Below are 25,147 nucleotides of genomic sequence, written 5' to 3'. Positions count from 1 at the left end.
TAGCCCAATGGAGGGTTTATGAGCGAACGGGAATCGATGCCCTATGACGTCGTCATCGTCGGCGGGGGACCGGCGGGATTGTCAGCGGCAATCCGGCTGAAACAGCTGGCCAATGACGCGGGGCAGGAACTGGCCGTGTGCGTGCTGGAAAAGGGGTCGGAAATCGGCGCCCATATCCTGTCAGGTGCGGTAATCGACCCCAAGGCGCTGGACGAGTTGCTGCCGGAATGGCGCAACATGGGCTGTTCGCTGGCCGAGACGCCCGTGACCGACAATCAGCACTGGTTCCTGACCAAGAGCGGCAAGATGGCGATGCCGCACATCATGACGCCGGGCTGGATGCATAATAAGGGCACCTATACCGGATCGCTGGGCAATCTCTGCCGCTGGCTGGCGGAGCAGGCCGAGGGGCTGGGCGTCGAAATCTTCCCCGGATTCGCCGCCGCCGAGATACTCTACAACGAAGATGGAAGCGTGAAGGGCGTTGCCACCGGCGACATGGGCGTCGACCGGGAAGGCGTGAAGAAGGGCGATTATCAGCCCGGCCTGGAGCTGCACGCGAAATATACGTTTTTTGCCGAGGGCGCGCGCGGCCACCTGACCAAGATATTGAAGCGCCAGTTTGCACTGGACGCGGCCTGCGAACCGCAGGTCTATGGGTTGGGCATGAAGGAATTGTGGGACATTGATCCTGCCATGCACAAGCCGGGACTGGTGATCCACTCGCAGGGCTGGCCGCTGACCGATGCCTATGGCGGCGGCTTCCTCTATCATCAGGCCAATGGCCAGGTGGCGTTGGGCTTTGTCGTCGGGCTGGGCTATCGCAACCCGCATCTCTATCCGTTCGAGGAGTTTCAGCGCTGGAAGCAGCACCCGGAGATCCGCAAATATCTCGAAGGCGGGCGGCGCGTCTCCTATGGCGCGCGGGCGATCAACGAGGGTGGCTGGCAGTCCATCCCCAAGCTGGTATTCCCCGGCGGCGCGTTGATCGGCTGTTCGGCGGGCTTTGTGAACGTGCCGCGGATCAAGGGCACGCATACGGCGATGAAGTCCGGTATGCTGGCGGCCGAAGCGGCCTTTGCCGCGGTGCAGGGCCAGCGTGGCAGCGATGTGCTGACCGACTATGAGGAAGTGCTGCGCTCCAGCTGGATCGCGGACGAGCTGAAGCTGGTCAAAAATGCCGAGCCGCTGCTGAGCAAATTTGGCGGCACGATCGGCACCGCGCTGGCGGGCATCGACATGTGGATGCGGACGCTCAAGATCGGCCTGCCCTTCACGATGAAGCACAAGCCGGACAATGAGAAGATCTGGCCCAAGGATGCCTGCGAAAAGATCGTCTATCCCAAGCCCGATGGCGTAGTGAGTTTCGATCGCTTGTCGTCGGTGTTCCTGAGCAACACCAATCATGAAGAGGACCAGCCGGTCCATTTGCAGCTGAAGGATCCCGCGATCCCGATCAGTTACAATCTGCCCCTTTATGACGAGCCGGCGCAGCGTTATTGTCCTGCGGGCGTCTATGAAGTGGTCGGTCAGGAAGAGGGCAATCCCCGCTTCCAGATCAACGCGCAGAATTGCGTTCATTGCAAGACGTGCGACATCAAGGACCCGACCCAGAATATCAACTGGGTCGTGCCAGAAGGCGGCGGAGGACCAAACTATCCCAATATGTAAGCGCCTGATCCCGTTCGTCCTGCTGACAGTCCCGGTGGCGGTGCCCGCCGGAGCGTCGGTCGATCCGCAGGGTGCGCTGCACGCCTATGCGCGGGCGCGGCTGGCGGACGGGGACGGGGCGATGGGGCTGGCGGTGGACAGCTATCGCGCGGCGCTGACGCTTGATCCGGCCAGTGTCGAGGTGGCGCGGCGATCCTATGTCCAGGCGCTGGAAAGCGGCGACCGGGCGCTGGCGCTGCGATCGGCTTCATTGCTGGAGGCGCAGGGGGCTTTGCCGCGCGACGGCACACTGCTGCTGATCGGCGAGGCGCTGGGGCGTAAGGACTGGGCGGGCGCGCGGACGCTGACGGCGCGGATGGTGGAGGAAGGGAATTTCTCCTTCCTCGCGCCCATCATCACCAGCTGGATCAGCCTGGGCGAGGGGCGTTATGCCGCGCCGGTGGTGGCGGGGCAGGACCGTTTTGCCGCGCTGGCGCAGCGTTATGTCGATGAGCATGTGGCGTTGCAGGCGCTGGGGCGCGGCGATCTGACGGCGGCGGTGCCGGCGATTCGCCGGGCGATTGCGCTTCGGGGCGGGGAGAGCGCGGCGTTGCGGCTGACGCTGGCGGCGCAACTGGCGGGGCGCGGCGCAAAGGCCGAGGCGCTGATGCTGTTGCCGCCGGGCGAAGCGGCCTTTGCGCGGGCACGGGCCGATCTGGCGCGGGGCAAGGTGAAGGTAGCGGCGGTGACGCCGGTGCAGGGCTATGCCCGGCTGCTGTCGCGCCTGGCGGTGGATGTGGCGTCCGACCCCAGCGGAACGGCGATGGGGATCCGGCTGTCGCGGATCGCGACCTTTGCCGATCCGGGCGGGGCGGAGGCGCAACTCGTGGCAGCGCGGCTGCTGAGCGCTGGCGGGCTGGCGCAGGGTGGCGTGGCGGAAGCGCGCAAGGTTCCGGTCGATGGCTGGTATGGCGCGCTGGGACAGTCTGAGCTGGTCGATGCGCTGGCGGCGGCGGGCGAAACGCAGGCGGCGCTGGCGTTGGCACGATCGCTGGCGGTGGAACCGGGCGCGGGGAGCGAACGGCAGGTGCGGCTGGGGCGGTTGCTGGCGGACCTGGATGATTTTGACGGCGCGGCGGCGGCGTTCCGCGCGGCGCAGGCAGGCTATGGCGAGGGCGAACTGCCCTGGGCGCTGCTGCTGTTCGAGGGTAGCGCACTGGAACAGGGCAAGCGATGGGACGAGGCGCGGGTCGTGCTGGAGCGGGCGGCGGCGCTGGCCCCCAATGAGCCGATGGTGCTCAATTATCTGGGCTATGCGCAGATCGAGCGGCGCCAGAATGTGACGGCCGCGCTGGAACTGATCCGCAAGGCGAGTGCGCTGAAACCCCAGGATGCCTCGATCGCCGATTCGCTGGGCTGGGCGCATTATGTGACCGGTGATGTGGCGGGCGCGGTGCCGGTGCTGGAGCGGGCGGCGGCCGGTGCGCCGGGTGACGCGACGATCAACGAACATCTGGGCGATGCGCTGTGGAGCGCAGGTCGGCGGTACGAGGCGCGCTATGCCTGGGCGGCGGCGTCGCTGTTCGCGCAGGGCGATGGCGCGGCGCGGATCGCAGCGAAGGTCGAGCAGGGATTGAAGCCAGAATATGCCGCACCCTGATCTGGACGCGGGCGTTATGATCGAAACCGCCTATGCCAAGGTGAATGTCGCGCTGCATGTGCGGGCGCGGCGGGACGATGGCTATCATGCGCTGGAAAGCCTGTTCGCCTTTGCCGAGCATGGCGACCGGCTGAGCGCGGTAGCGACCGATGACGGGGCGATTGACCTCATCATCGACGGGCCGTTCGGCGGGCCGCTGGAGGCGGGACCGGGCAATCTGGTGGTGAAGGCGGCGCGGGCGTTGCAGAGCTATCTGGGCGACCAGCGCGGCGCGGCGATCCGCCTGACCAAGATTTTGCCGGTGGCGTCGGGCATTGGCGGCGGATCGGCCGATGCGGCCGCGACGCTGCGGTTGCTGGCGCGCTTGTGGGACGTGCGGATCGAGGCGGGGGAGCTGGCTGGGCTGGCGCTCGATCTGGGGTCTGACGTCCCGGCTTGCGTGGCCAGCGTGACGCAGATGGTGACGGGGCGCGGCGAAGGGCTGCGGCGGCACCGGGTCGAGGGGCTGGAGGGGATGGCGATGCTGCTGGTCAATCCGGGGATCGGCCTGTCCACGGCGCGGGTGTTTAGCGGTTGGGATCGGGTGGATCGCGGGCCGCTGGACGCGGCGAGTCTGGAGGCGCTGGTCACGCAGGGACGCAATGATCTGCAAGCGCCCGCAGTCGCAGCGGCACCGATGATCGCGCAGGTGCTGGATGCGCTTGCGGGGCATGAGGGGTTGCGGCTGGCGCGCATGTCGGGGTCGGGCGCGACCTGCTTTGCGCTGTTCGACAGCGATGCAGCGATGGCCGACGCGGCGATGGCGGTGCAGGCGGCGCATCGCGACTGGTGGATGATGGAAACGCGGATCAGGGCGGCATGAGCGAGGCTTTCACCCAGATTGACGGCGGCGGGCTGGACGTGCTGATCATCGCCGATCATGCGTCGGCGCGGGTGCCGGACGATATTGACCTGGGCATCGACCCGGCGTTGCTGGCCAATCATATCGCCATCGACATCGGCGTGGCGGAGGTGAGCGCGCTGCTGGCGGCGCAACTGGGCTGCACCGCGATATTGGGCGGCGTATCGCGGCTGGTGATCGACCTTAATCGTGAGGCGGACGCGCCGGGGCTGTTGCCGGTGATGAGCGACGGTCATGCCATATCCGGCAATCGCGACGCCGATCTGGCGCAGCGGATGGTGCGGTTTCACCATCCCTATCACCATCAGGTCGAGCGGCTGCTTGGCGCGATGACCGCGCCATTCATCCTGTCGGTGCATAGTTTTACGCCCCATCTGGCCAGCGATCCGGGGCAGAAACGGCCCTGGGAGATGGGCGTGCTGTATAATGAGGATGATCGCGCCGCGCGGATCGCGATCCCCTTGCTGGAGGCGTCGGGGCTGATCGTCGGGGACCAGCTGCCCTATTCGGGCAAGCAATTGAATGCGACGATGAACCGCCATGCCGAAGCCAATGGCATCCCCTATCTGGGGATCGAGATGCGGCAGGATCTCGTGGGGGACGCAGCGGGGCAGCGGCGCTTTGCCGATATTTTGGGGCCGGTGGTGCTGGCATGCCGGAGGGCTTTGACGTGAGATTCTTGGTGGCGGGATGCCTGTTGCTGGCGGCTTGTGGCGGGGAAACGGGCAAGCTCGGCAATGACGTGCAGCCGGCGCAAGCTGCGGCAGGCGCATCGGCACCGGTCGATGATGGCAAGGCGGACTGCGCCATCGGGGCGGATGCCGCCTGGGCGCGGGATTGCGTGATCGAGCGGGCGGGTGATTTGCTGACGATCCGCCATCCTGACGGAGGTTTCCGCCGTTTCCGCGTACTGGCGGATGGGCGCGGGCTAGAGGCGGCGGACGGGGCGGAGATGGCGCGGTTGCAGATCGTTGAGGCCGGGCTGGTCGAAATCCGCATTGGTGGCGATCGCTATCGCCTGCCCGTGAAGGTCGCCGGATCGACCCCATGAGTGCCGGAACGCCGATCCTGACCGCCGCGCAGATGCGCGCAGCGGAACAGGCTCTGTTCGATGCGGGCGTCGATGATTATGGATTGATGGAGAAAGCGGGCGCGGCGGCGGCGGAGATCATCTGGCGCGCGGGCGGGCTACGCGACGTGCTTGTCCTGTGCGGGCCGGGCAATAATGGCGGCGATGGTTATGTGATTGCCAGGCTGTTGCGGGCGCGGGGCGTGTCTGTGCGGGTGGCGGCGCTGGGGGCGAGCGGCACGGCGTCCAGTCGCCGGGCGCTGGCGGCGTGGGACGGGCCGGTTGAAGCATTGGCAACGGCTCCGCCTGCGACGCAACTCGTTGATGCGCTGTTCGGCACGGGCCTGTCGCGGGGGCTTGATCCGGCGGTGGCGGCGCGGCTGTGCGACCTGACCGGGGCGGCAAGCCGCAGCTATGCCATCGACCTGCCGAGCGGGGTGGAGACGGACAGCGGCGCGCTGCTGTCAGCCGTGCCGCATTTTGGCGTCTGCATCGCGCTTGGGGCGCTCAAGCCTGCGCATCTGCTCTATCCGGCGGCGGGGCATGTCGCCCGGCTGGTTTGCGCGGACATTGGCATTCCCGCATCCGACAGGGTTCACCGGCTGACGCCGCCAAGGCTTACCGCTCCGGGGGCGGAGGATCATAAATATACGCGCGGACTGGTTGCCGTGGTCGGGGGCGCGATGGCCGGGGCGAGCCAGCTGGCGGCGCAGGCGGCGGCGCGATCGGGCGCGGGCATGGTGCGGCGGCTGGCGGCGGATGACCTGCGTCATGGGGCTGACGCTATCGTGACGCAGGAGGCCGGGACGGTCGAGGCGCTCCGCGATGGGCTGAACGATGCGCGGCTGGCGGCGGTGCTGGTCGGGCCGGGTCTGGGGCGTGATGCAGTGGCGCGGGCGCGGCTCGATGCGGTGCTGGGTTGTGGGCATCGGCTGGTGCTGGACGCTGATGCGCTGACCTTGATCGGGGTCGATCAGATACCAGACGGCGCGATCCTGACCCCGCATGAGGGCGAGTTTGTGCGGCTGTTCGGCGACCTGCCGGGCAGCAAGATCGACCGGGCGCGGGCGGCGGCGGAGCGCAGCGGCGCGGTGGTGATCTACAAGGGGGCGGACAGCGTGATCGCAGCGCCCGACGGGCGGGTGGCGGTGGCGTCGGGCGGGTCGCACTGGCTGTCGACCGCCGGGACCGGCGATGTGCTGGCGGGGCTGGTTGCCGGCCGGCTGGCTGTGACGGGCGATCCATTTCGCGCGGCGGGGGAGGCGGTATGGTTGCATGGCGATACCGCGCGGCGGGCGGGCGCGGCTTTTATCGCCGATGATTTGCCTGCCGCGCTGCCAGCGGCTATCGCCGCGCGATTGTGACCGACACTGACCCAGACATCATCATCCGCATCGCTGCCAAGGGCGATGGCATCACCGCCAATGGCCGCCATGCCGCGCTGACCGCGCCGGGCGACCGGCTGCTGGCCGATGGCACGACCATCGCCGGGCCGCATCGCGTCGCGCCGCCCTGCGTCCATTTCCCGTCCTGTGGCGGGTGCGAATTGCAGCATGTCGATGAGGCGAGCCTGGCCGATTTCGTCACCGGGCGCGTGGTCGGCGCGCTGGCGGGGCAAGGGGTTGTGGCGCAGACGGTGCTGCCGCCGCATATCTCGCCACCGATGACGCGGCGGCGGGCGTCGCTGCGCGCGGCGCGGGCGGGCAAGACCATCGCCATCGGCTTTGCCGAGGCGGGCAGCCATACGCTGATCGACCTTCAGATGTGCGCGGTGCTGGACCCGCGCCTGTTCGCGCTGCTGGCGCCGTTGCGCGGGCTGCTGCGCCTGATCCTGCCGGACAAGCGGGCAGCGCATGTGCGCATGTCGCTCATCGACCAGGGCGTTGACCTGCTGCTGGAGGGCGTGAAGGTCGAGGGGCTATCGGCGGACGAGGGGCTGGGCGATTTCGCGCGTGTGCATGGGCTGGCGCGGCTGACGATCGACGAGGGCAACAGGCCACAGACGCGCTGGGAGCCTGAGGCTGCGACCGTGACGTTCGGTGGCGTGCCGGTGGCCTTCCCGCCATTCTCCTTCCTGCAGGCCACGCCCGATGGCGAGGCGGCGCTGGTCGCGATGGTACGCGATGCCATGCCGGAGTCTGGCGCGGTGGCGGATCTGTTCTGCGGGCTTGGCACGTTCGCGCTGGCGCTGGGGGCGGGGCGACCGGTTTATGCGGCGGAGGGGGCGCGCGACGTGGTGCTGGCGCTCAAGCTCGCGGGGCAGCGGGCGCAACGGCGGATGGTCGCGGATCATCGCGACCTGTTTCGTCGTCCGCTGACGCCTGAGGAACTGAACCGCTTTGCCGCTGTGGTGATCGACCCGCCACGCGCGGGGGCGCGGGAACAGGTGATGCAGCTGGCGCAGTCGAGCGTGCCGGTGATCGCCTATGTGTCATGCAACCCGGCGAGTTTTGCGCGGGACGCCGCGCATTTGCTGGCGGGCGGATACCGGCTGGATCAGGTGCGCCCGGTCGGCCAGTTTCGCTGGTCCACCCATGTCGAGATGGTGGGGATATTCCGCCGATAAAAACTGTCCCTCGCTGCGGGGGGATGCAGCGAGGGACAGGCACCCTCTCCAAAGGGGAGCTTGAGCCTTTTAGCCCAGCTTGATGACAGTCGCGCGACGGCGGGCGGGGGCCGGTTCGGCGTAGAGGCTGGCCATCGGCTCGTCCGCTACCTCGACCACGGTTTCCGCCGTGAAGCCGTTGAAGCCGGTGCGCATGGCGCAGCCATAGGCACCCAGCATCCCGATTTCGATATAGTCGCCGGTGGCGACATCGTCGGGCAGCATGAACGGGCCGACCATATGGTCCATATCGTCGCAGGTCGGACCATAGAAGGAGAAGCCGGTCATCGCCGCGTCGCTTTCCTCGTCGCGCAGCAGCACGACCGGAAAACGCCAGCCGATATGCGCGGCATCGAACAAAGCGCCATAGGCACCGTCGTTGATGTAGAGTTCGGTGCCGCGACGGCGCTCTACCCGGACGATGATGGAGCTGTACTCGGCCGACAGCGCCCGGCCGGGTTCGCACCAGAGTTCCGACGAATAGCTGACCGGCAGGCTTTCAAAGCCACGGTGGATCGCGTCGAAATAATTTTCGAGCGCAACCGGCTCCATGCCCGGATAGACCGACGGGAAGCCGCCGCCGACATCGATGATGTCGACCGTGACCGCCGCATCGACGATCGCCGCGCGGACCCGCTCGATCGCGTCGCTATAGGCCTGTGGCGACATCGCCTGGCTGCCGACGTGGAAGCAGATGCCAAGGGCATCGGCGGCCTGGCGGGTGGCCATCAGCAGTTCGCGAGTCTCGCCCAGTTCCGCGCCGAATTTCGACGCGAGGGACAGTTCGCTATGTTCCGACGACACGCGCAGGCGGACGCACAGTTCCAGATCGGTGGCGTCATTGGTGGCGCGCATGATCTTTTCCAGCTCGTCGATCGTGTCGAGCGAGAAGGTGCGCACGCCATGGACGGCATAGGCTTCGGCAATGGCTTCTTCAGCCTTGACCGGATGCATGAAGCAAAGCTTCGCGTCCGGCAGCGTTTGCGCGACAAGCCGCACTTCCGCGATGGAAGCAACGTCATAGTGCGAGATACCGCTGTCCCATAGCGTCCGAAGGAGATCGGGCGACGGGTTAGCCTTCACGGCATACAGAGAGCGGCCCGGAAACTTCTCCACGAAGAATCGGGCGGCGCGCTCGGCAGCGTGCGGGCGAATAAGCGTTACCGGTGCTGCCGGTGTGAGGGCGGTTGCTACCCCCAGCGCGCTAGGATGCTTGTGCAATTCAAGGGACCTCCAGTGTCGTTCATGGGCATAAGAAGCTGCCTTGCGGTGGAAGTCCCATGGGGCAGCGGAAGGGCGCTATATGCGCAGCCCACCCCCCTGTAAAGCATATGTGCAAATTTTGTTGCGCGGGCGGGTATGAACCGTGCTTCAGGAGAGGCGAGCCTTGAAATCCTGATAGGAAAAGGCGCGGATTTCCGTGAGTTTGTCGGTGGTTGAGTCCCAGAGCCAGATGGCGGGCAAAGGGACGCCGTTGAACGTGTTGGTCTTGACCATCGAGTAATGCGCCTGATCAAGGAAGGCGATACGTGCGCCGGGCTCTGCGCCACCGGGGACTCGATAGTCGCCGATGATGTCGCCTGCCAGACAGGATGGCCCGCCAAGGCGCGTCAGGGGGCCGTCGGAGCGCTCATGGAGCATGGCGGGGCGATAGGGTGCTTCGATCACGTCGGGCATGTGGCAGGTGGCGCTAATGTCGGTGATGGCGACTTCCATGCCATTGTCGATGACGTCGAGAATTTCGCCGACAAGGATGCCCGCATCGAGCGCCATCGCTTCGCCCGGTTCCAGATAGAGGGTGAGGCCGGTCTGCGCCTTGACGCCCTGGAGGAAGGCGATGAGGTCGTCGCGCTGATAATCGGCGCGGGTGATGTGATGGCCGCCGCCGAAGTTGAGCCATTTGAGGGTCGCGATGTGCGGCAGGATATGGGGTTCGACCGCCGCCCAGGTGCGCTCCAGGGGGCTAAGATCCTGTTCGCACAGATTATGGAAATGGATGCCGTCCACGCCAGTCAGATGATCGGGCGTCAGCTGGCTGACCGGGAAGCCGAGGCGGCTGTGCGGTTGCGACGGGTCATATTTGGCGACTTCGCCTTCGGGGTTTTGCGGGTTGATGCGCAGGCCGATGTCGAAGCTGTACCCGGCCGCGCGGGCGGCGTCGATCTGCGGCCTGAAGCGGGCGATCTGGCCGGGGCTGTTGAAGATGACATGGTCGGAAATGGTGAGGATTTCGGCCAAGTCGTCCGGCTTGTACGCCGCGCAATAGGTCGCGACTTCGCCCTGATACTCCTCGCGGCCAAGGCGCGCTTCGTAGAGGCCCGACGCGCAGACGCCGTCCAGATATTCGCCCACCACGCTGCCCAGCGACCACATGGAAAAGGCCTTGAGCGCGCCCAACACCTTGATGCCCGCGCGGTCGCGGACATCGGCGAGGATGGCAAGGTTACGCCGGATCGCGGCCTCATCCACCACGAAGGCGGGGGATGGGACGCGATACAGGTCGAAATGCGCGAAGGCGGCGGGATCGCCGGCTTTGGTTTCCATGAAACATCCTCTGCCACATCGTCACCCCAGCGAAAGCTGGGGTCTCACTTCCTTGTGGCGCAACAGAAAAGGGCGATCCCAGCGTTCGCTGGGATGACGGGGTGTCAGAACGCCAGCGGGGCGTCCAGTTCCTTTACCTGCCAGGGCAGGCCATGCTTGTTGAGCATGTCCATGAAGGGATCGGGATCAAACTGTTCGATGTTGAACACGCCTTTCCCTTTCCACGCGCCGGTCAGCATCATGGCGGCACCGATCATGGCGGGGACGCCGGTGGTGTAGCTGACCGCCTGATTGCCGGTTTCGGCATAGGCATCCTCATGATCGCAGATGTTGAGGACATAGACGGTTTTCTGGACGCCATCCTTGGTGCCGGTCGCAATGTCGCCGATATTGGTCTTGCCCTTGGTGGTGGAACCCAGACTCGACGGTTCGGGCAGCACGGCTTTTAGGAACTGGAGCGGGATGATCTCCTTGCCCTCATAGATGACCGGGTCGATGCGGGTCATGCCGACATTCTGGAGGACTTCCAGATGCTTGAGATAAGCGTCGCCGAACGTCATCCAGAAACGGATGCGTTTGATTTCGGGATAGAATTTGGCGAGGCTCTCCAGCTCCTCATGATACATGAGGTACATATTCTTCGGCCCGACCTGATCGAAATCGAAGCTCTGCTTGTGGCTCAAAGCCGGGCCTTCGACCCATTCTCCGCCTTCCCAGTGACGCGACGGGGCGGTCACTTCGCGGATGTTGATTTCCGGGTTGAAGTTGGTGGCGAAATGCTGGCCATGGTCGCCGCCATTGCAATCGAGAATGTCGAGCGTGTCGATGGTGTCGAGCAGATGCTTCTTGATATAGCTGGCGAACACGCTGGTGACGCCGGGGTCGAAACCTGACCCCAGCAGCGCCATGATGCCCGCTTCCTTGAACCGTTCCTGATAGGCCCATTGCCAGCCATATTCGAATTTGGGCGTGTCGCGCGGCTCGTAATTAGCGGTGTCGAGATAATCGGTTTTGGTCGCCAGACAGGCGTCCATGATGTTGAGATCCTGATAGGGCAGCGCCAGGTTGACGACCAGCTTGGGCTGAACCTTCTCGATCAGGGCGATGGTGGCGGCGACATCGTCGGCATCCACCTGCGCCACGTCGATGGTCACGCCGGTGCGGGCCAGCACTGATTCGGCGACCTTTTCGCAACTGACGATGCGGCGGCTGGCCAGCGTGATGTGCGAGAATATATCGCTGTTCATCGCCATCTTGTGAACCGCAACCGACCCGACGCCGCCCGCGCCGATGACCAGAACCTTGCTCAATCTCGTCTCCATATCCATGCCGCACGACCCGCGCGAAAGCGCCCATATAGGGGCTTGGGATGACAGCGCAAAGACGCAGTGCAATTGCGCGGCCTACGCCGATGTCCTTTAGGTCATGCCTGCATCCATCAGCCCGCCTCAGGCGTATCAGCGCCGCACCCCGACACTATTTGGGATGCGGAGATAGAAGAAGGATGCCCCCCCATGAAATTTCCCCCCATGACGATCGCCCTCGCCAGCATCATAGTGACGGCCAGCGGCGGCGGGATTGCCCAGGCGCAGATGGCCAAGAGCCCGATGGTCGGCGGCGCGGCCATGTATCCCACCAAGGATATTGTCGATAATGCGGTCAATTCCAAGGACCACACCACGCTGGTCGCCGCGGTCAAGGCGGCTGGTCTGGTCGATACGCTCAAGAGCGCGGGGCCGTTCACCGTGTTCGCGCCGACCAATGCCGCCTTCGCCAAGCTGCCCGCAGGCACGGTCGATACGCTGCTGAAGCCGGAGAATAAGGCGACGCTGACCGGCGTGCTGACCTATCATGTCGTGCCGGGCAAGATGAACGCGGCCGATATTGCCGCCAAGGCCGCGACCAATGGCGGCAAGGCCGTGCTGACCACCGCGCAGGGCGAAACCCTGACCGTGTGGCAGAAGGGCAATGACTGGTATGTCACCGACGCGAAGGGCGGATCGGCCAAGATCACCATCGCCGACGTCAATCAGTCCAACGGCGTCATCCACGTCATCGACACGGTATTGATGCCCTGATCCCTGTCAAAATGATGTGATGGCCGACGGGCCGATGGCTGCCCCCTTGCCATCGGCCCGTTTATTTGTGGCTCAGAAACTCGCGCCGTCCACTTTGGTGATGGTCAGCGTGTCGATGTCGATCGACGTGACGCAGCGCAGGTTGATCGCGCGCATCGGTGCCGTAGCGGATTGGCCGAGCGCAAAGGGCTGGGTTCCGCAGGTGCGGCAGAATTGATGCGTGATAGCGTGCTTGTAGAAATGATAGTCGGTCAGATGGTCTGCGCCGCTGTCCAGCGCGAACTGGTCGGCGGGGACGAAGGTCAGGACCAGCCCCTTGGCATGGCAATGGGAACAGTTGCAGGTCATCGCTTCGGTCGGCGCATCGGTGGCGACGGTGAAGGTGACAGCGCCGCAGTGGCAGTGTCCGGTGTAGGGCATCGGGTGGGTTCCTCTCTGCGATAGAGGATAGTCAGCGGACCAGTTTCCGCAATCCCTCCACCGTGTCCGCCTCTGCCGCTGGTTTGTCGCGCCGGATGCGGGCAATCCGGGGGAAGCGCATGGCGAGGCCGGATTTGTGGCGTTTGCTATCGTGGATGCTATCGAACGCGACTTCCAGCACCAGCGTCTTTTCCACCTCCCGCACCGGGCCGAAGCGGGCGACCGTGTTTTGGCGGACGAAGCGGTCCAGCCATTTCAATTCCTCGTCGGTGAAGCCGCTATAGGCTTTGCCCACCGGGTGCAACTCGCCGTCTGCCGTCCAGCAGCCGAACGTATAGTCGGAATAGAAGGAGGAGCGTTTGCCGTGGCCGCGCTGGGCGTACATCATGACGCAGTCGGCGGTCAGCGGATCGCGTTTCCATTTATACCAGAGTGCGGCCTTGCGCCCGGCGACATAGGGGCTGTCACGGCGTTTGAGCATCACGCCCTCGATCGCGGCGTCGCGGGCGCCGGCGCGGATGTCGGCGAGGGCGTCGAAATCGGGGGCGTCGATGATGGCGGACAGGTCGAAGCGGGAGGCGTCGAGGTGCGGCATAGTGGCTTCAAGCCGGGCGCGGCGTTGCGCCCATGGCAGGGCGCGCAAATCTTCGTCGCCCTCCAGCAGCAGGTCGTAGAGGCGGACGAAGGCGGGATAGTCGGCCTGCATCCTGGCGCTGACCAGCTTGCGACCGAGCCGCTGTTGCAGGGCGTTGAAGCTGGCGGCCTCTCCACCCTGAAACTCGCCGCGCACCAGTAACTCGCCATCCAGCACGGCATGGCCGGTGAAGGCGGCGGCGATTTCGGGGAAGCTGGCGGAGATATCGTCGCCAGCGCGGCTGTAGAGGCGGGTTTCGCTGCCCGTGCCAACGATCTGGATGCGGATGCCGTCCCATTTCCACTCGGCGGCATAGTCCGCCAAGTCCACGCTGTCGGCTTCGAGCGGGTGGGCGAGCATGAACGGGCGGAAGAAGGGCGTGCCTGCCGGATCAGGGCGGGCGGCGCGGCCTTCGGCCCAGTCGAACAGGGCGGTGTAGGGTGGCGAGAGGGCGTGCCAGACTTGCTCGACATCGTCGACGTTGAGGCCGAAAGCTTGCGCGAAGCCGGTCTTGGCAAGGCGGGCGGAGATGCCGACGCGCAGGCCGCCTGTGGCGAGTTTGAGCAGGGCAAAGCGGCCTGAGGCGTCAAGATGGTCCATCATCTGCGCCAGCGCATCGGGCGCGGCGGCGCGGCTGGTGGCGTGGAGACGATCGACAACGGTCGCGAGCGTCAGCGTGCCATCGTCCAGATCGGGCGGTTCGCCCGGCGGCGTCGGCCAGAGCAGGGCGACGGTTTCTGCAAGGTCGCCAACATAATCGCGGCTCATCTCGTAAAGGACCGGATCGACGCGGGCGCGGATCATCTCCCCGATGGCGGAGGATTTGACGGCCTTGAGGTCGAGGTTGCCGGTGAGCGCGGCGAGCGCCCAGCCGCGATCCGGGTCCGGCGCGGCGCGGAGATAGGCGGCGATCAGCGCGAGTTTGCCGTTGCGCGAACGGGTATAGACGAGCGCGTCGAGCAGTTGGGAGAAGGGTCTCATCGAAAGACACCCCGATCCGTTCGGGCTGAGCGAAGTCGAAGCCTTCTACTGAGCGGAGCGAAGGGGCTTCGACTTCGCTCAGCCATACCCTTCGACAGGCTCAGGGCGAACGGATTATGGAGCATAATCACCCTTCCTCCTCATCGTCCCGCCCGACCAGCGCTAGCGCCCGCGCCCTGATCTGGTGGGTCATGCACCAATGGAGCAAAGCTTCCTCGCGCCCGTGGGTGATCCAGGTTTCGGTGGGGGCAACCTCGCGGATGGTGTCGGTCAGTTCGTCCCAGTCGGCATGATCGGAAAGGATCAGCGGGAGTTCGACATTCTTCTGCCGGGCGCGCTGGCGCACGCGCATCCAGCCGGATGCCATGGCGGTGATCGGATCGGGCAGGCGGCGGCTCCAGCGGTCGTTGAGGGCGGAGGGCGGGGCGACGATGATCGCGCCGCGCATGTCCTTTGCCGCAACGCCTGTGGCAGGGCGCAGGTCGCCCATCTCGACACCGAGTTCGACATAGAGATTGCACATGCGTTCCATCGCGCCGTGGAGGTAGATCGGGTCGTGGTGGCCGCGGGCGCGCAGTTCGCAGATGACCCGCTGCGCCTTGCCCAGCGCATAGGCGCCGACCAGCACGGAGCGGTCCGGGTTGGCGTGAAGCGCGGCGAGCAGCCGGTCGATCTCGCTGCCCGTATCAGGGTGGCGGAATACGGGCAGGCCGAAGGTCGCTTCGGTGACGAAAATGTCGCAGGGGACCGGCTCGAACGGCAGGCAGGTGGGGTCTGGACGGCGCTTGTAATCGCCGGTGACGACGACGCGCTCGCCCGCATGGGTCAGGACGATCTGCGCCGATCCCAGCACATGGCCCGCTGGCACGTAGCGGATGGTGACGCCGCCCAGCCGAATTTCCTCGCCATAGCCGACCGGGGTGCCGGACGCGGTGCCGTAGCGCAACGCCATGATCGCCAGCGTCTCGCGCGTTGCCCAGACATGGCCATGGCCGCCGCGCGCATGATCGGCATGGCCATGCGTGACCAATGCGCGCTCGCGCGGGACGGACGGGTCGATCCACGCATCGGCGGGGCGGACATAGATGCCGGTGGGGTGGGGTTCGATCCAATGGGCCATATAGGTCCAGAAGATGTGAGAGCGCCGCCGGTTCCGCAAGCTGGTCCCCAACATTCTAGTCACACCGACGTAACGCTATCGTCACGGTGACGACGCGCAGTTGCCCTATGGGCCACGCCACGACCCGATAGCGAGGAGGCTTGAACAGCATGGCGGCACCGGCCCATAAAAACATCACGCGCGCGGTGCATCGCCACCGTCATCTGTCCAAGCAGGGGCTACTGGAGCGCGCCTTTACCTTTGCGTTCCGGGGTCTGGTCTATGCCCAGATTTGGGAGGACCCGGCGGTGGATATGGAGGCGCTGGCGATTACGCCCGACTGCCATGTCGTGACGATCGCTTCGGGGGGCTGCAATGTCCTGTCCTATCTGACCGCCGATCCGGCGAAGATTACGGCGGTTGACCTCAACACTGCGCATATCGCGCTTAATCGATTGAAGCTGATGGCGGCGCGGACATTGCCTGATCATGCGGCCTTCCACCGTTTCTTCGCACAGGCAGACAGCCGGGAGAATGTCGCGGCCTATCGGGATGTGGTGGCCCCGCATCTGGACGAGGCGACGCGGCGTTACTGGGAAGGGCGCGACCTCATTGGGCGGCGGCGGATCGGCGGCTTTGCGCGCGGCATCTACAAGCATGGCCTGCTGGGGCGCTTCATCGGGGCGGCGCATTGGCTGGCGCGGCTGCATGGCGTCAATCCCCGGCGGATGCTGGACGCCACGACGCTGGCCGAGCAGCGGGTGATTTTCGAGGCGGAGCTGGCGCCGATTTTCGACAAGGGCTTTGTGCGCTGGCTGACCAGCCAGCCCGCCTCGCTCTTTGGCCTTGGCATTCCGCCCGCCCAGTTCGAGGCGCTGGCGGGCGATGATCGGATGGACGCGGTGCTGAAAGCGCGTCTGAAGAAACTGGCCTGTGATTTTGATTTGAAGGATAACTATTTCGCGGTGCAGGCGTTCGGGCGGGGCTATGCAGGGGGTGAGGGGCCGTTGCCGCCCTATTTGCAGGCCGCCAATCATGACGCGGTGCGGGCGCGGGCGGACCGGGTCGATGTGCGGCATGTCAATTTCACCGATTTCCTGCGTGATCAGCCCGCCGCGTCGGCGGATCGCTATGTCCTGCTGGATGCGCAGGACTGGATGGATGACGATCAGTTGAACGCGCTGTGGGCGCAGATCACGCGGACCGCGAAACCGGGCGCGCGGGTGCTGTTCCGCACGGCGGGGGAGCCAAGCATCCTGCCCGGACGGGTCGTGAACGCGGTGATGGACCAATGGGCGTATCAGGCCGAGGCGTCACTGGATTACACCGCGCGCGACCGGTCGGCCATTTATGGCGGCGTGCATCTCTATGTGCTGAAGGACGCGTGATGAGCGACCATGGGCGGTTGATGGACGGCACCTATCGGTGGCAGCGGCATATTTATGATATCACGCGCAAATATTATCTGCTGGGGCGTGATGGCCTGATCGCCGATCTGGCCCCGCCATCGGGCGGCAGCGTGCTGGAAATTGGCTGCGGCACCGGGCGCAATCTGATCGCGGTGGGCAAGGTCTGGCCCCATGCGCGGCTCTATGGCGTCGATATTTCGCAGGCGATGCTGGACACCGCGCAGATTGCGGTGGAGCGGGTGGGCATGGCCTGCCGCGTCAGGCTGGCGCGGGGCGATGCGGTGGATTTTGATCCGCAAGCGCTGTTCGGGCGGGCGACGTTCGACCGGGTGTTCATCAGCTATGCGCTGTCGATGATCCCCGACTGGGAAGCCGCATTGCGCCAGGCTGCGCTCTGTGTCGCGCCGGGCGGGCGGCTGGAGGTGGTGGATTTCGGCCAGCAGGAGCGGCTGCCCGGCGCGTGGCGCGCGGTCCTGTTCGGATGGCTGGCGCGTTTCCATGTGACGCCGCGCGCGGTGCTGGGCGACGCGATCGAGGCGGTTGCGCGCGATGTCGGCGGTGAGCCGAGCGTGCGGGCGCTGTATCGCGGCTATGCAGTGCGGGGCGGGGTGTTGCGGCTTTGACCTTACCTCTCCCGACGGGAGAGGTAACGAGACTTGGCAGCTCGCTGCCTAGTCGCAGTGGTGAGGGGATGTGACCTACCGATAGGGCGGATGCCCTCATCCAACTTCGCCTAGCCTCACTCCGTTCGGCAATGCTTCGTATCCTTCTCCCTTGCGGGAGAAGGATTTGGAAGGTCACGCCGCTTTGCGTTCCGCCAGTTCCAGGTCCAGGCGGGACCAGATTTCCACCAGCGCCTTCACCAGATCGCGCATCATCGCTTCGGTGTGGGCGGGGCCGGGGGTGAAGCGGAGGCGTTCGGTGCCGCGCGGGACGGTGGGATAGTTGATCGGCTGGACATAGGCGCCATATTCGGCGAGCAATATGTCGCTGATCCGCTTCGCCTTGACCGGATCGCCCACCATCAGCGGGACGATATGGGTGACGGATGGCATCACCGGCAGGCCAGATTCGGACATGAGTTGCTTGAGCAGGGCGGCGGAGGCTTGCTGGCCCTCGCGCTCCTCGCTGGAGCTTTTCAAATGGCGCACGCTGGCCAGCACGCCCGCGACCAGCACGGGGGAGAGCGATGTGGTGAAGATGAAGCCGGGCGCATAGCTGCGGATCACATCGACGATCATCTGGTCGGCGGCGATATAGCCGCCCATGACGCCGAACGCCTTGCCGAGCGTCCCTTCAATGATGGTCAGCCGGTCCGCGACAGCATCCCGTTCCGAAATGCCGCCGCCGCGCGCGCCATACATGCCCACGGCATGGACTTCGTCCAGATAGGTAAGCGCGTTAAACTCGTCGGCCAGGTCGCAGATGGCCGCGATCGGCGCGACATCGCCGTCCATCGAATAGACGCTTTCGAATGCGATCAGCTTGGGGGCTTCGGGGTCTTCGGCCTCCAGCAATTCGCGAAGATGATCGACATCATTGTGGCGGAACACGCGCTTTTCGCAGCCGGAATTGCGGATGCCCGCAATCATGCTGGCATGGTTCAGCTCATCGGAAAAAACGATGCAGCCGGGCAGCAGCTTGGCCAGTGTGGACAGCGTCGCCTCGTTCGAGACATAGCCCGACGTGAACAGCAAAGCCGCGTCCTTGCCATGCAGGTCGGCCAGTTCGCCTTCCAGATCGACGTGATAATGGGTGTTGCCGCCGATATTGCGGGTGCCGCCGGAGCCTGCGCCGACATCGTGCAGCGCCTCTTCCATGGCCGCTACGACCTTGGGATGCTGGCCCATCGCCAGATAGTCGTTGGAACACCAGACGGTGATGGGCTTCGGCCCATTATGCCCGTGAAAACAGCGCGCATTGGGGTAGGCACCCCGGTTGCGGAGGATATCGATAAAAACCCGATACCGGCCTTCTTCATGGAGACGGTCGATCGCCTGCGCAAAGATATGCTTGTAGTTCACGCTCGCCCTATCCCTTGACAACCCGCATCCTCTGGGGCGCCGTTTACCGGCAGATGACGCGCTTTACCAGCGCTAACCGTTCGCAGACATAGGGAGAAATACCGATTAGTGATATCGGACCTTTTGTCCAAGGTGCGCAATCAAAGCTGTTCGATCCGGTCGAGACCGTATCGGGCGAGCGCCGGAGCCAGCGCGCGGACATGATCATCGACCCGCGTGAACACGGCGATGCCCGGCGCTGGCGCGTCCGGCCAGGGCTGGCCCTGCGTCAGAAAGGCGATGCGCCGGGCGATGCCCTCACCGCCATGGACGAAGGTGAGCGGCCGCGATGCTGCGGCGGCCAGTTCCGCCTCCACCAGCGGAAAATGGGTGCAGGCCAGCGCCACTATGTCCATCCGGTCGCCGCCCGGCTGATCGGTCAGGCCCGCCAGCGCCGCGCGCGCAATAGCGGGATCGAGCGGTTCGCTGCGCAGCTTGGCTTCGGCCAGTTGCACGAGCGCAGCGCAGCCATGGCGCAGCATGATGCAGTCCGCGCCATGTTCTGCCGCCAGCCGATCGACATAGGGCTGTCGCACGGTGGCGTCGGTCCCCAGCACGCCGAACACGCGGGTCCTGGACGCGAGCGCGGCGGGTTTTATCGCCGGGACGGTGCCGACGACCGGAATGTCGAGTGCGGCGCGCACATGGCTGAGCGCAATGGTCGAGGCGGTGTTGCAGGCAATGACGGCCAGGCGCGGGCGGTATCGCTCCACCAGCCGCCCCAGCAGTGCCGGCACCCGCGCGGCAATCTCCGCCTCGCTCTTGGTGCCATAGGGGAAGCCCGCGCTGTCGGCGGCATAGATAACGGGCGCAGTGGGTATCAGCGCGCGGGCGGGGGCCAGGATGGAGAGACCCCCGACGCCGGAATCGAAAAAGAGGATGGGAGCTTGTGGCGCGACCGTCATTATGGAGCGACATGTCGCGGGATCGGGCGAGGGTGTCAACGCCCGTTCGGTTCAGTCCTTCCCGCCGGGCAGGTCGGCCAGTAGCTTGCGCAGCGCCGCCACACACGCTTCATACTTACCTTCCTCACCAGTGGAGCGCATCAGTTCCAGGTCGCTCCGCAACTGTTCGATCCGGCTGACCGCCATGGCCAGTTTCACCCCGTCAATCTTTTCCTTCAGTTCCACGACCGTCTTGAGCGAATCCGTACTCGTCCAGTCGGGCTGCCGCTGGGCCAGCGTATCGACCGCGTCGAGCAATTTGCCGATCTGCCGCCCATAGCTTTCCTGCGCGACGATCGCCTGTTCGGTCTGCGGCGCGCTCGAATTTTGTTCGTTGACGATGATATTGCCGAAGGACCAGCCGCTATTGATCGATTGCCACAGCTTCTGCGGCGCCAGCGCCATGGCCGTCCAGTTGTGGACAAAGCTGTTAAGGGGATCGAACGAGGCGCTGTCGGTCATGGCAACTCCAGCGGGAAGATGCGGCAAGGATGACGGCGATGCAGGCACAAATCAAGCGAAGTGACTATGACGCTCTGCTTGCCCATTGCCCGCGCCGCCTGTCACGCTATGGTCGCGCGTCCACATTATCGGCGAGACCATGACACCTCCCTGGCTGCTTCCCCTGTTCGTTCTGCTGCTTGGCTATGCGCTGGGTTCCATCCCCTTTGGCCTGTTGCTGACCCGCTTTACCGGCGCTGGCGATTTGCGGCAGATCGGGTCGGGCAATATCGGCGCGACCAATGTGTTGCGCACGGGGCGCAAGGGGCTGGCGGCGGCGACGTTGCTGCTGGACCTGCTCAAGGGCGCGGCGGCGGTGCTGATCGGCGCGGCTTTGATCGACGGTGGCGGGCCGATGGCGGGGGCTGCGGCCTTTATCGGCCATTGCTATCCGGTCTGGCTGCGCTTTGCCGGGGGCAAGGGCGTGGCGACGATGATGGGGGTGGTCACCGCGCTCCACTGGCCCGCTGGCTGCATTTTTGCAGCGGTGTGGCTGGGCGCTTTGTTCGGGACCAAATGGTCGTCGGTTGGCGGCATGGCGGCAGCGGTGAGCGCGCCTGTCGCCTTGTGGTTCATGGGGCGGATCGAGTTGGTCCCGGTGGCGCTGGCGATGGCGCTGATCCTGTCGTGGCGGCATCGCGCGAATATAGCGCGGCTGATACAGGGAACGGAACCGAAGATCGGGTCCAGCAAAGAGTGAGCGAGCAGGAGCGGTTCGACCGGCTGCGGCTCATTCGATCGCCCCGGATCGGGCCGGTCAGCTATCGGCAGTTGCTGGCGCGTTTCGGCACGGCGGGGGCAGCGTTGCGTGCCATCCCCGATCTGGCGGCGCGCGGGGGCGGCAAGGCGAGCGTAGTCGATGCGGGCGCGGTTGAGCGCGAGATTGCTGCGTCGCGGGCCTTGGGCGCGCGCTATCTGTTGATGGGGGACGCGGATTATCCCGCTTTGCTCGACCAGTTTGAGGGCGCGCCGCCTGCGCTGATCGTGCGGGGGGATGCGGCGCTGGCGGCTGGCCAGTGCATCGCCATGGTCGGCGCGCGCAATGCGTCGGCGGCGGCGGTGCGGTTCGCGCGGACGCTGGCGCAGGATCTGGGACAGCGCGGGGCGGTGGTGGTGTCGGGGCTGGCGCGGGGGATCGACACGGCGGCGCATCAGGGATCGGTGGGCAGCGGGACGATCGGCGTCATCGCCTGCGGGCTGGACGTTGTGTTTCCGCCCGAAAATCGTGACTTACAGGCGCAGATTGCAGACAGCGGCCTGCTGGTGACCGAGCATCCACCCGGCGTGCAACCGCTGGCGCGCCATTTCCCCGCGCGTAACCGCATCATCGCCGGACTGGCGGTAGGCACGGTCGTGGTGGAGGCTGCGCCCAAATCGGGATCGCTCATCACCGCGCGGCTGGCTGGCGAGGCTGGGCGGGAGGTAATGGCCGTGCCGGGATCGCCACTCGACCCGCGCGCGCAGGGCTGCAACCAGTTGATCCGCGAAGGCGCGACGCTGATCCAGAATGCCGACGATGTGCTGGAGGCGGTGGGCAGCATCGACATCCGCATGGTGCGGCAGGGCAGTTTCGATTTCGCATGTGAACCCGTCTCGAGCGATGTCGCGGCGGGCGAACGAAGCGCCGTCGTTGCGCTGCTGGGCCATGCACCGGTGCCAGCGGATGAACTGATCCGCCTGAGCGGGCTTAGCCCGGCGGTGGTGCAGACGGTGCTGCTGGAACTGGAACTGGCCGAGCGGCTGGACCGGCTGGCGGGGGGTAGGGTGAGTTTGCGGTGATCATCAATCCCGTCATGCCAGCGAACCCTGAGCCACCTTTGTCGTAACAACGGGGGCGGGTCGAGGGGTTTCCTTTGCAAAGTCGAGGATGCCCATGAGGGCGCCGTGTAGCGTGGCATGGATTTCGCCCCACTTGTCGCCAGGATGCAGGACAATCCGGTGAATGAGCGACCGAATGGCGTCGGAGGCGTCGAGCCGGGTTTCCGGGTCTTCGAGCGCTTGGGTGAATCGCTCTACCTCCCGTTCGTAGATTCCAGCGATGCCGGGATGAACGTCTGGAACAGCCTGCGGGGCCGACGCCATGCGGGTAGCGATTTCGGCCTTCTGCCGCTCCAGTTCCGCCATGCGGGCCTTCATCGTGGGCTGGTACAGCCCGTCCTCGATCGCTGTCATGATCCCGGCAATGGCGCGCTCGATCTTGTCCAGCGCGCGGCGGTCGGCTTCGATCTGCACCCGCTGTTCACGGTTCTCTCGGTTGATATGTTCGGCGTAAGCGGCGACCGCCGCCTGCACCTTCTCCGGCGACACCAGCCGTTCGCGCAGACCCGCAAGCGCCCGCTCTTCCAGCTTTTTGCGAAGGATAGTGCGGTTGTTGGCGCAGATATGGCGGCGATGGTGATTGATACAGCCAAACCGCCCGTTGACCGCCAAGCCGACCGTGCCGCCGCAAACGCCGCATTCGACAAGGCCCGATAGCAGAGTGACGGGACGACGGGCACGGTGCATCCGGCTCGCCTGCGCCGCACGAAGGCCATCGAGCAGCGGCTTATATTGCTCGACCAGCACATCTCGCCGCCGCTTCACCGCCTGCCACATATCGTCACTGACTATTCGCAGGCCAGGCACTTCGACCCGGACCCATTCGGATTCGGGATTGGGACGCCGCACGGTCTGTCCCGTGCGCGGGTCCTTGACGGCCTGCTTGCGATTCCAGACCCGCACGCCGACATACATCTCGTTGTTGAGGATGCCGATGCCCAGCTTGGGCTTGCCGCGTATGGTCGTGTCGCTCCAAGGGCGGCCGGATGGACCGGGAATGCCGTCCCGGTTCAGGTCACGCGCGATGCCGCGCGGACTCTTGCCCGCCGCGAACTCGCGGAAGATGCGCTCCACAATGGGCGCCTCTGCCGGCGCGATCCGGCATTCGCCCCTCACCAGCTCGCCTTCGCTCGAGAGCCGCCGCACCGTGCGGTAGCCATAACCCACCGGCCCCGCCGAAAACCCCTTTTCGACGCGCCCGCGCTGCCCGCGATGGGTCTTCTTCGCCAAGTCCTTGAGGAACAGCGCGTTCATCGTGCCCTTGAGGCCGACATGCAATTCGCTGATCTCGCCTTCGGCCAGCGTCACCAGCGGCACGCGCGCAAACTGAAGATGCTTGTAGAGCGTCGCCACATCCGCCTGATCGCGCGACACACGGTCGAGCGCTTCGGCAATAACGATGTCGAACTTACCCGCCTGCGCGTCCTGGAGCAGCGACTGGATGCCCGGACGCAGGATCATGCTCGCACCCGATATCGCGGCATCCTGATAGCTGTGGACGACATGCCAGCCCTCACGCTCGGCGCGCTCACGGCAGATGCGCAGTTGATCCTCGATCGACGCGGCGCTCTGCTGGTCCGAGGAGTAACGGGCATAAAGAGCAATACGGGTCATGAGAAAAGCTCCTGTGATCCCTTCCGCCGTCAGGCGGCCTTGGTCAGCATGAAATCGACATGGACGCCGTCATAGGGAAAGACGATGCCTCGCCCTTCCTTATGGATTACACCAGCGCCGATGAGTGCCTGCACGTCGCCATGCACCGCCTTCATGTCCCGGCCCACGCGCCGCGCGGCCTCACGGATCGACATGACGCCTTGTCCGGTCATCGCCTGGATCAAATCCCAGCGCTTGCGGGTGAGCGTCTGCCACAACAGATCGGGACTGGCGAAGCTATGATGCGCGCCCTGGGTCTCGCCCCCGAAAGCGGCAAGCGCACGGCGTGTCACATCGTCGCGGCTGGCGACGGAGAGCGTTACGATGTTCATTTTTGCCTCCATTGGTCCACGTCCTTCCAGAAGTCCGCCAGCAATGCGGCGGGCGTCGTGAAGGCATAGGCCGTTTCGCTCTCGCCGATATGCCGATGATCGCTCTTGCCGGCCTCATTGTCGTAGCGCAGCACGCAGACGCCATCGACAATATAGGCGAGGGCATATTTGAGATCGTGCATCGATCCCTTCACCGGCTGCGGCACCCGCCAGATACGAAGCTCCACAAAGGACTTCGAATCAAGCTGGTGACGTTCGTTGAGCAACGGTTCCGCCTTCATGATGGATTATATGCCATCGAATGGCATTGATGTCAATAGCTCCATCAATCCGTTCCTTCCGGCTCATTGTCATTGGCGGCCCTGCACGCGCGGATATGTTGGCGCGCAATATGGCGACCGATAGACTCCGCGATGCGGATCAGCGCCGCATCTATGTCCACGCTGGGCGGCTCAGTGCCCGTCCCGTTATCGTTGGCGGCGGCCAATCGATTGGGCGGCGCGGCGTTGTCACCCTTCTCCATGGCCGGACTTCCCAAGCGATGGAGGATTGTCGTTGTCCGGCCGGTAAGCGGCGGGATCGGCGACCCAGCGATTGACGGCGGACTCATGCCAGCCAGCGCCATGGACGCTGATTGGCACTTGCCGGGGGAATGTCCCTTCCGCGATCTTGCGGTAAATGGTGGACCGGGAAAGGCCGGTGCGGTCGAGAACGGTTTTGAGGCGAATGATACGATCGGTGTTGGGCATAAGAGAGCTTTCAAGTCATGCGTTGCCAAAGCCCCCT

At 65.2% G+C, this 25,147-nt stretch carries 26 protein-coding genes; 12 read left to right on the top strand and 14 right to left on the bottom strand.

Annotation, left to right across the window (positions count from 1 at the left end):
* The first annotated feature begins 18 nt into the window (after nucleotides 1-18).
* Genes D0Z70_RS10005 through D0Z70_RS09975 form a run of 7 tightly spaced genes read left to right on the top strand, consistent with a single transcriptional unit; the run spans nucleotide 19 to nucleotide 7,846 of the window.
* Nucleotides 19-1,671 (top strand): electron transfer flavoprotein-ubiquinone oxidoreductase, encoded by a 1,653-nt coding sequence (locus tag D0Z70_RS10005; protein WP_119745903.1) that lies wholly within the window; start codon nucleotides 19-21, stop codon nucleotides 1,669-1,671.
* A gap of 19 nt (nucleotides 1,672-1,690) precedes the next feature.
* The gene (locus tag D0Z70_RS10000; protein ID WP_119746070.1) at nucleotides 1,691-3,310 is read left to right on the top strand and encodes a tetratricopeptide repeat protein; all 1,620 of its coding nucleotides are present in this window, start codon (nucleotides 1,691-1,693) and stop codon (nucleotides 3,308-3,310) included.
* Nucleotides 3,297-4,172 (top strand): 4-(cytidine 5'-diphospho)-2-C-methyl-D-erythritol kinase, encoded by an 876-nt coding sequence (locus D0Z70_RS09995; protein WP_119745901.1) that lies wholly within the window; start codon nucleotides 3,297-3,299, stop codon nucleotides 4,170-4,172. The genes D0Z70_RS10000 and D0Z70_RS09995 overlap by 14 nt, the downstream gene beginning before the upstream one ends.
* Nucleotides 4,169-4,885 carry an N-formylglutamate amidohydrolase gene (locus D0Z70_RS09990; RefSeq protein ID WP_119745899.1) on the top strand — a complete coding sequence of 239 codons (717 nt, stop codon included), beginning with the start codon at nucleotides 4,169-4,171 and terminating at the stop codon, nucleotides 4,883-4,885. Before D0Z70_RS09995 ends, D0Z70_RS09990 begins: the two co-directional genes overlap by 4 nt.
* Nucleotides 4,864-5,262 carry a hypothetical protein gene (locus tag D0Z70_RS09985; RefSeq protein WP_119745897.1) on the top strand — a complete coding sequence of 133 codons (399 nt, stop codon included), beginning with the start codon at nucleotides 4,864-4,866 and terminating at the stop codon, nucleotides 5,260-5,262. The genes D0Z70_RS09990 and D0Z70_RS09985 overlap by 22 nt, the downstream gene beginning before the upstream one ends.
* Nucleotides 5,259-6,644 carry an NAD(P)H-hydrate dehydratase gene (locus tag D0Z70_RS09980; protein ID WP_119745895.1) on the top strand — a complete coding sequence of 462 codons (1,386 nt, stop codon included), beginning with the start codon at nucleotides 5,259-5,261 and terminating at the stop codon, nucleotides 6,642-6,644. Before D0Z70_RS09985 ends, D0Z70_RS09980 begins: the two co-directional genes overlap by 4 nt.
* A complete protein-coding gene (locus D0Z70_RS09975) occupies nucleotides 6,641-7,846 on the top strand; it encodes a class I SAM-dependent RNA methyltransferase (protein ID WP_119745893.1) in 1,206 nt (401 codons plus the stop codon). The genes D0Z70_RS09980 and D0Z70_RS09975 overlap by 4 nt, the downstream gene beginning before the upstream one ends.
* A gap of 69 nt (nucleotides 7,847-7,915) precedes the next feature.
* Here D0Z70_RS09975 and D0Z70_RS09970 read toward each other — a convergent pair whose 3' ends face one another.
* The 3 genes from D0Z70_RS09970 to D0Z70_RS09960 all read right to left on the bottom strand — a co-directional run bounded on the left by D0Z70_RS09970 (nucleotide 7,916) and on the right by D0Z70_RS09960 (nucleotide 11,739).
* Entirely contained in the window at nucleotides 7,916-9,106 is a 1,191-nt protein-coding gene (locus tag D0Z70_RS09970) for a type III PLP-dependent enzyme (protein WP_119745891.1), read from the bottom strand.
* Between the two features lie 150 nt (nucleotides 9,107-9,256).
* Complete coding sequence (locus D0Z70_RS09965) at nucleotides 9,257-10,429, bottom strand: carboxynorspermidine decarboxylase (protein WP_119745889.1); 1,173 nt, start codon at nucleotides 10,427-10,429, stop codon at nucleotides 9,257-9,259.
* A gap of 104 nt (nucleotides 10,430-10,533) precedes the next feature.
* Entirely contained in the window at nucleotides 10,534-11,739 is a 1,206-nt protein-coding gene (locus tag D0Z70_RS09960; RefSeq protein ID WP_119746068.1) for a saccharopine dehydrogenase family protein, read from the bottom strand.
* A 204-nt stretch (nucleotides 11,740-11,943) separates the two neighbouring features.
* Here D0Z70_RS09960 and D0Z70_RS09955 point away from each other — a divergent pair, with 204 nt between their 5' ends.
* On the top strand, nucleotides 11,944-12,507 hold the full coding sequence (locus tag D0Z70_RS09955; RefSeq protein ID WP_239018870.1) for a fasciclin domain-containing protein: 564 nt from the start codon (nucleotides 11,944-11,946) through the stop codon (nucleotides 12,505-12,507).
* A 72-nt stretch (nucleotides 12,508-12,579) separates the two neighbouring features.
* Here D0Z70_RS09955 and D0Z70_RS09950 read toward each other — a convergent pair whose 3' ends face one another.
* The 3 genes from D0Z70_RS09950 to D0Z70_RS09940 form a co-directional block, all read right to left on the bottom strand.
* Nucleotides 12,580-12,927 carry a GFA family protein gene (locus D0Z70_RS09950; protein WP_119745887.1) on the bottom strand — a complete coding sequence of 116 codons (348 nt, stop codon included), beginning with the start codon at nucleotides 12,925-12,927 and terminating at the stop codon, nucleotides 12,580-12,582.
* A 31-nt stretch (nucleotides 12,928-12,958) separates the two neighbouring features.
* Nucleotides 12,959-14,542, bottom strand: a complete 1,584-nt coding sequence (locus D0Z70_RS09945) for a cisplatin damage response ATP-dependent DNA ligase (RefSeq protein WP_119745885.1) — start codon at nucleotides 14,540-14,542, stop codon at nucleotides 12,959-12,961.
* A gap of 127 nt (nucleotides 14,543-14,669) precedes the next feature.
* On the bottom strand, nucleotides 14,670-15,662 hold the full coding sequence (locus D0Z70_RS09940) for a ligase-associated DNA damage response exonuclease (RefSeq protein ID WP_119745883.1): 993 nt from the start codon (nucleotides 15,660-15,662) through the stop codon (nucleotides 14,670-14,672).
* A 149-nt stretch (nucleotides 15,663-15,811) separates the two neighbouring features.
* On the opposite strand from D0Z70_RS09940, the gene D0Z70_RS09935 reads away from it, so the two are divergent.
* Together D0Z70_RS09935 and D0Z70_RS09930 are read left to right on the top strand one after the other, a co-directional pair.
* Entirely contained in the window at nucleotides 15,812-17,029 is a 1,218-nt protein-coding gene (locus D0Z70_RS09935) for a BtaA family protein (RefSeq protein WP_119745881.1), read from the top strand.
* Nucleotides 17,029-17,673 (top strand): class I SAM-dependent methyltransferase, encoded by a 645-nt coding sequence (locus D0Z70_RS09930; RefSeq protein ID WP_119745879.1) that lies wholly within the window; start codon nucleotides 17,029-17,031, stop codon nucleotides 17,671-17,673. Before D0Z70_RS09935 ends, D0Z70_RS09930 begins: the two co-directional genes overlap by 1 nt.
* A gap of 174 nt (nucleotides 17,674-17,847) precedes the next feature.
* Here the strand turns inward: D0Z70_RS09930 and hemA are convergent, their stop codons facing one another.
* From hemA to D0Z70_RS09915, 3 genes are all read right to left on the bottom strand, one after another.
* Entirely contained in the window at nucleotides 17,848-19,074 is a 1,227-nt protein-coding gene (hemA, locus tag D0Z70_RS09925) for a 5-aminolevulinate synthase (RefSeq protein ID WP_119745877.1), read from the bottom strand.
* Between the two features lie 140 nt (nucleotides 19,075-19,214).
* Nucleotides 19,215-20,018 carry a glutamate racemase gene (gene murI, locus D0Z70_RS09920; RefSeq protein ID WP_119745875.1) on the bottom strand — a complete coding sequence of 268 codons (804 nt, stop codon included), beginning with the start codon at nucleotides 20,016-20,018 and terminating at the stop codon, nucleotides 19,215-19,217.
* Between the two features lie 51 nt (nucleotides 20,019-20,069).
* On the bottom strand, nucleotides 20,070-20,519 hold the full coding sequence (locus D0Z70_RS09915; protein ID WP_119745873.1) for a hypothetical protein: 450 nt from the start codon (nucleotides 20,517-20,519) through the stop codon (nucleotides 20,070-20,072).
* A 139-nt stretch (nucleotides 20,520-20,658) separates the two neighbouring features.
* Here D0Z70_RS09915 and plsY point away from each other — a divergent pair, with 139 nt between their 5' ends.
* Together plsY and dprA are read left to right on the top strand one after the other, a co-directional pair.
* Nucleotides 20,659-21,258, top strand: a complete 600-nt coding sequence (plsY, locus tag D0Z70_RS09910; protein ID WP_119746064.1) for a glycerol-3-phosphate 1-O-acyltransferase PlsY — start codon at nucleotides 20,659-20,661, stop codon at nucleotides 21,256-21,258.
* Nucleotides 21,255-22,337 (top strand): DNA-processing protein DprA, encoded by a 1,083-nt coding sequence (gene dprA, locus D0Z70_RS09905; RefSeq protein ID WP_119745871.1) that lies wholly within the window; start codon nucleotides 21,255-21,257, stop codon nucleotides 22,335-22,337. The genes plsY and dprA overlap by 4 nt, the downstream gene beginning before the upstream one ends.
* A gap of 12 nt (nucleotides 22,338-22,349) precedes the next feature.
* On the opposite strand, the gene D0Z70_RS09900 is transcribed toward dprA, so the two are convergent.
* From D0Z70_RS09900 to D0Z70_RS09880, 5 genes are read right to left on the bottom strand one after another with little or no spacing between them, the layout of a single operon-like run.
* Nucleotides 22,350-23,990: a recombinase family protein gene (locus D0Z70_RS09900; protein WP_119745869.1), complete on the bottom strand. Its 1,641-nt coding sequence runs from the start codon at nucleotides 23,988-23,990 to the stop codon at nucleotides 22,350-22,352.
* A 29-nt stretch (nucleotides 23,991-24,019) separates the two neighbouring features.
* A complete protein-coding gene (locus D0Z70_RS09895; RefSeq protein WP_119745867.1) occupies nucleotides 24,020-24,361 on the bottom strand; it encodes an HVO_A0114 family putative DNA-binding protein in 342 nt (113 codons plus the stop codon).
* On the bottom strand, nucleotides 24,358-24,642 hold the full coding sequence (locus D0Z70_RS09890; RefSeq protein ID WP_119745865.1) for a toxin-antitoxin system TumE family protein: 285 nt from the start codon (nucleotides 24,640-24,642) through the stop codon (nucleotides 24,358-24,360). Before D0Z70_RS09890 ends, D0Z70_RS09895 begins: the two co-directional genes overlap by 4 nt.
* Nucleotides 24,643-24,686: 44 nt before the next feature.
* Nucleotides 24,687-24,884: a hypothetical protein gene (locus tag D0Z70_RS09885; protein ID WP_066606307.1), complete on the bottom strand. Its 198-nt coding sequence runs from the start codon at nucleotides 24,882-24,884 to the stop codon at nucleotides 24,687-24,689.
* The gene (locus tag D0Z70_RS09880; RefSeq protein WP_119745862.1) at nucleotides 24,871-25,110 is read right to left on the bottom strand and encodes a helix-turn-helix transcriptional regulator; all 240 of its coding nucleotides are present in this window, start codon (nucleotides 25,108-25,110) and stop codon (nucleotides 24,871-24,873) included. The genes D0Z70_RS09885 and D0Z70_RS09880 overlap by 14 nt, the downstream gene beginning before the upstream one ends.
* Nucleotides 25,111-25,147 lie beyond the last annotated feature (37 nt).

The organism is Sphingobium terrigena, assembly GCF_003591655.1.
In the GTDB taxonomy this organism is placed as follows: Bacteria; Pseudomonadota; Alphaproteobacteria; order Sphingomonadales; family Sphingomonadaceae; genus Sphingobium; species Sphingobium terrigena.
Note: the sequence above shows the minus strand (reverse complement) of the source record. Positions and strands in the feature narration are given on the sequence as shown.

Coding starts and splice junctions, on each gene's coding strand:
- D0Z70_RS10005 (WP_119745903.1), top strand. CDS start 19: ATGAGCGAACGGGAATCGATGCCCTATGACGTCGTCATCGTCGGCGGG.
- D0Z70_RS09995 (WP_119745901.1), top strand. CDS start 3,297: ATGCCGCACCCTGATCTGGACGCGGGCGTTATGATCGAAACCGCCTAT.
- D0Z70_RS09990 (WP_119745899.1), top strand. CDS start 4,169: ATGAGCGAGGCTTTCACCCAGATTGACGGCGGCGGGCTGGACGTGCTG.
- D0Z70_RS09985 (WP_119745897.1), top strand. CDS start 4,864: ATGCCGGAGGGCTTTGACGTGAGATTCTTGGTGGCGGGATGCCTGTTG.
- D0Z70_RS09980 (WP_119745895.1), top strand. CDS start 5,259: ATGAGTGCCGGAACGCCGATCCTGACCGCCGCGCAGATGCGCGCAGCG.
- D0Z70_RS09965 (WP_119745889.1), bottom strand. CDS start 10,429: ATGGAAACCAAAGCCGGCGATCCCGCCGCCTTCGCGCATTTCGACCTG.
- D0Z70_RS09955 (WP_239018870.1), top strand. CDS start 11,944: ATGAAATTTCCCCCCATGACGATCGCCCTCGCCAGCATCATAGTGACG.
- D0Z70_RS09950 (WP_119745887.1), bottom strand. CDS start 12,927: ATGCCCTACACCGGACACTGCCACTGCGGCGCTGTCACCTTCACCGTC.
- D0Z70_RS09945 (WP_119745885.1), bottom strand. CDS start 14,542: ATGAGACCCTTCTCCCAACTGCTCGACGCGCTCGTCTATACCCGTTCG.
- D0Z70_RS09940 (WP_119745883.1), bottom strand. CDS start 15,662: ATGGCCCATTGGATCGAACCCCACCCCACCGGCATCTATGTCCGCCCC.
- D0Z70_RS09935 (WP_119745881.1), top strand. CDS start 15,812: ATGGCGGCACCGGCCCATAAAAACATCACGCGCGCGGTGCATCGCCAC.
- D0Z70_RS09930 (WP_119745879.1), top strand. CDS start 17,029: ATGAGCGACCATGGGCGGTTGATGGACGGCACCTATCGGTGGCAGCGG.
- murI (WP_119745875.1), bottom strand. CDS start 20,018: ATGACGGTCGCGCCACAAGCTCCCATCCTCTTTTTCGATTCCGGCGTC.
- D0Z70_RS09915 (WP_119745873.1), bottom strand. CDS start 20,519: ATGACCGACAGCGCCTCGTTCGATCCCCTTAACAGCTTTGTCCACAAC.
- plsY (WP_119746064.1), top strand. CDS start 20,659: ATGACACCTCCCTGGCTGCTTCCCCTGTTCGTTCTGCTGCTTGGCTAT.
- D0Z70_RS09900 (WP_119745869.1), bottom strand. CDS start 23,990: ATGACCCGTATTGCTCTTTATGCCCGTTACTCCTCGGACCAGCAGAGC.
- D0Z70_RS09895 (WP_119745867.1), bottom strand. CDS start 24,361: ATGAACATCGTAACGCTCTCCGTCGCCAGCCGCGACGATGTGACACGC.
- D0Z70_RS09890 (WP_119745865.1), bottom strand. CDS start 24,642: ATGAAGGCGGAACCGTTGCTCAACGAACGTCACCAGCTTGATTCGAAG.
- D0Z70_RS09885 (WP_066606307.1), bottom strand. CDS start 24,884: ATGGAGAAGGGTGACAACGCCGCGCCGCCCAATCGATTGGCCGCCGCC.
- D0Z70_RS09880 (WP_119745862.1), bottom strand. CDS start 25,110: ATGCCCAACACCGATCGTATCATTCGCCTCAAAACCGTTCTCGACCGC.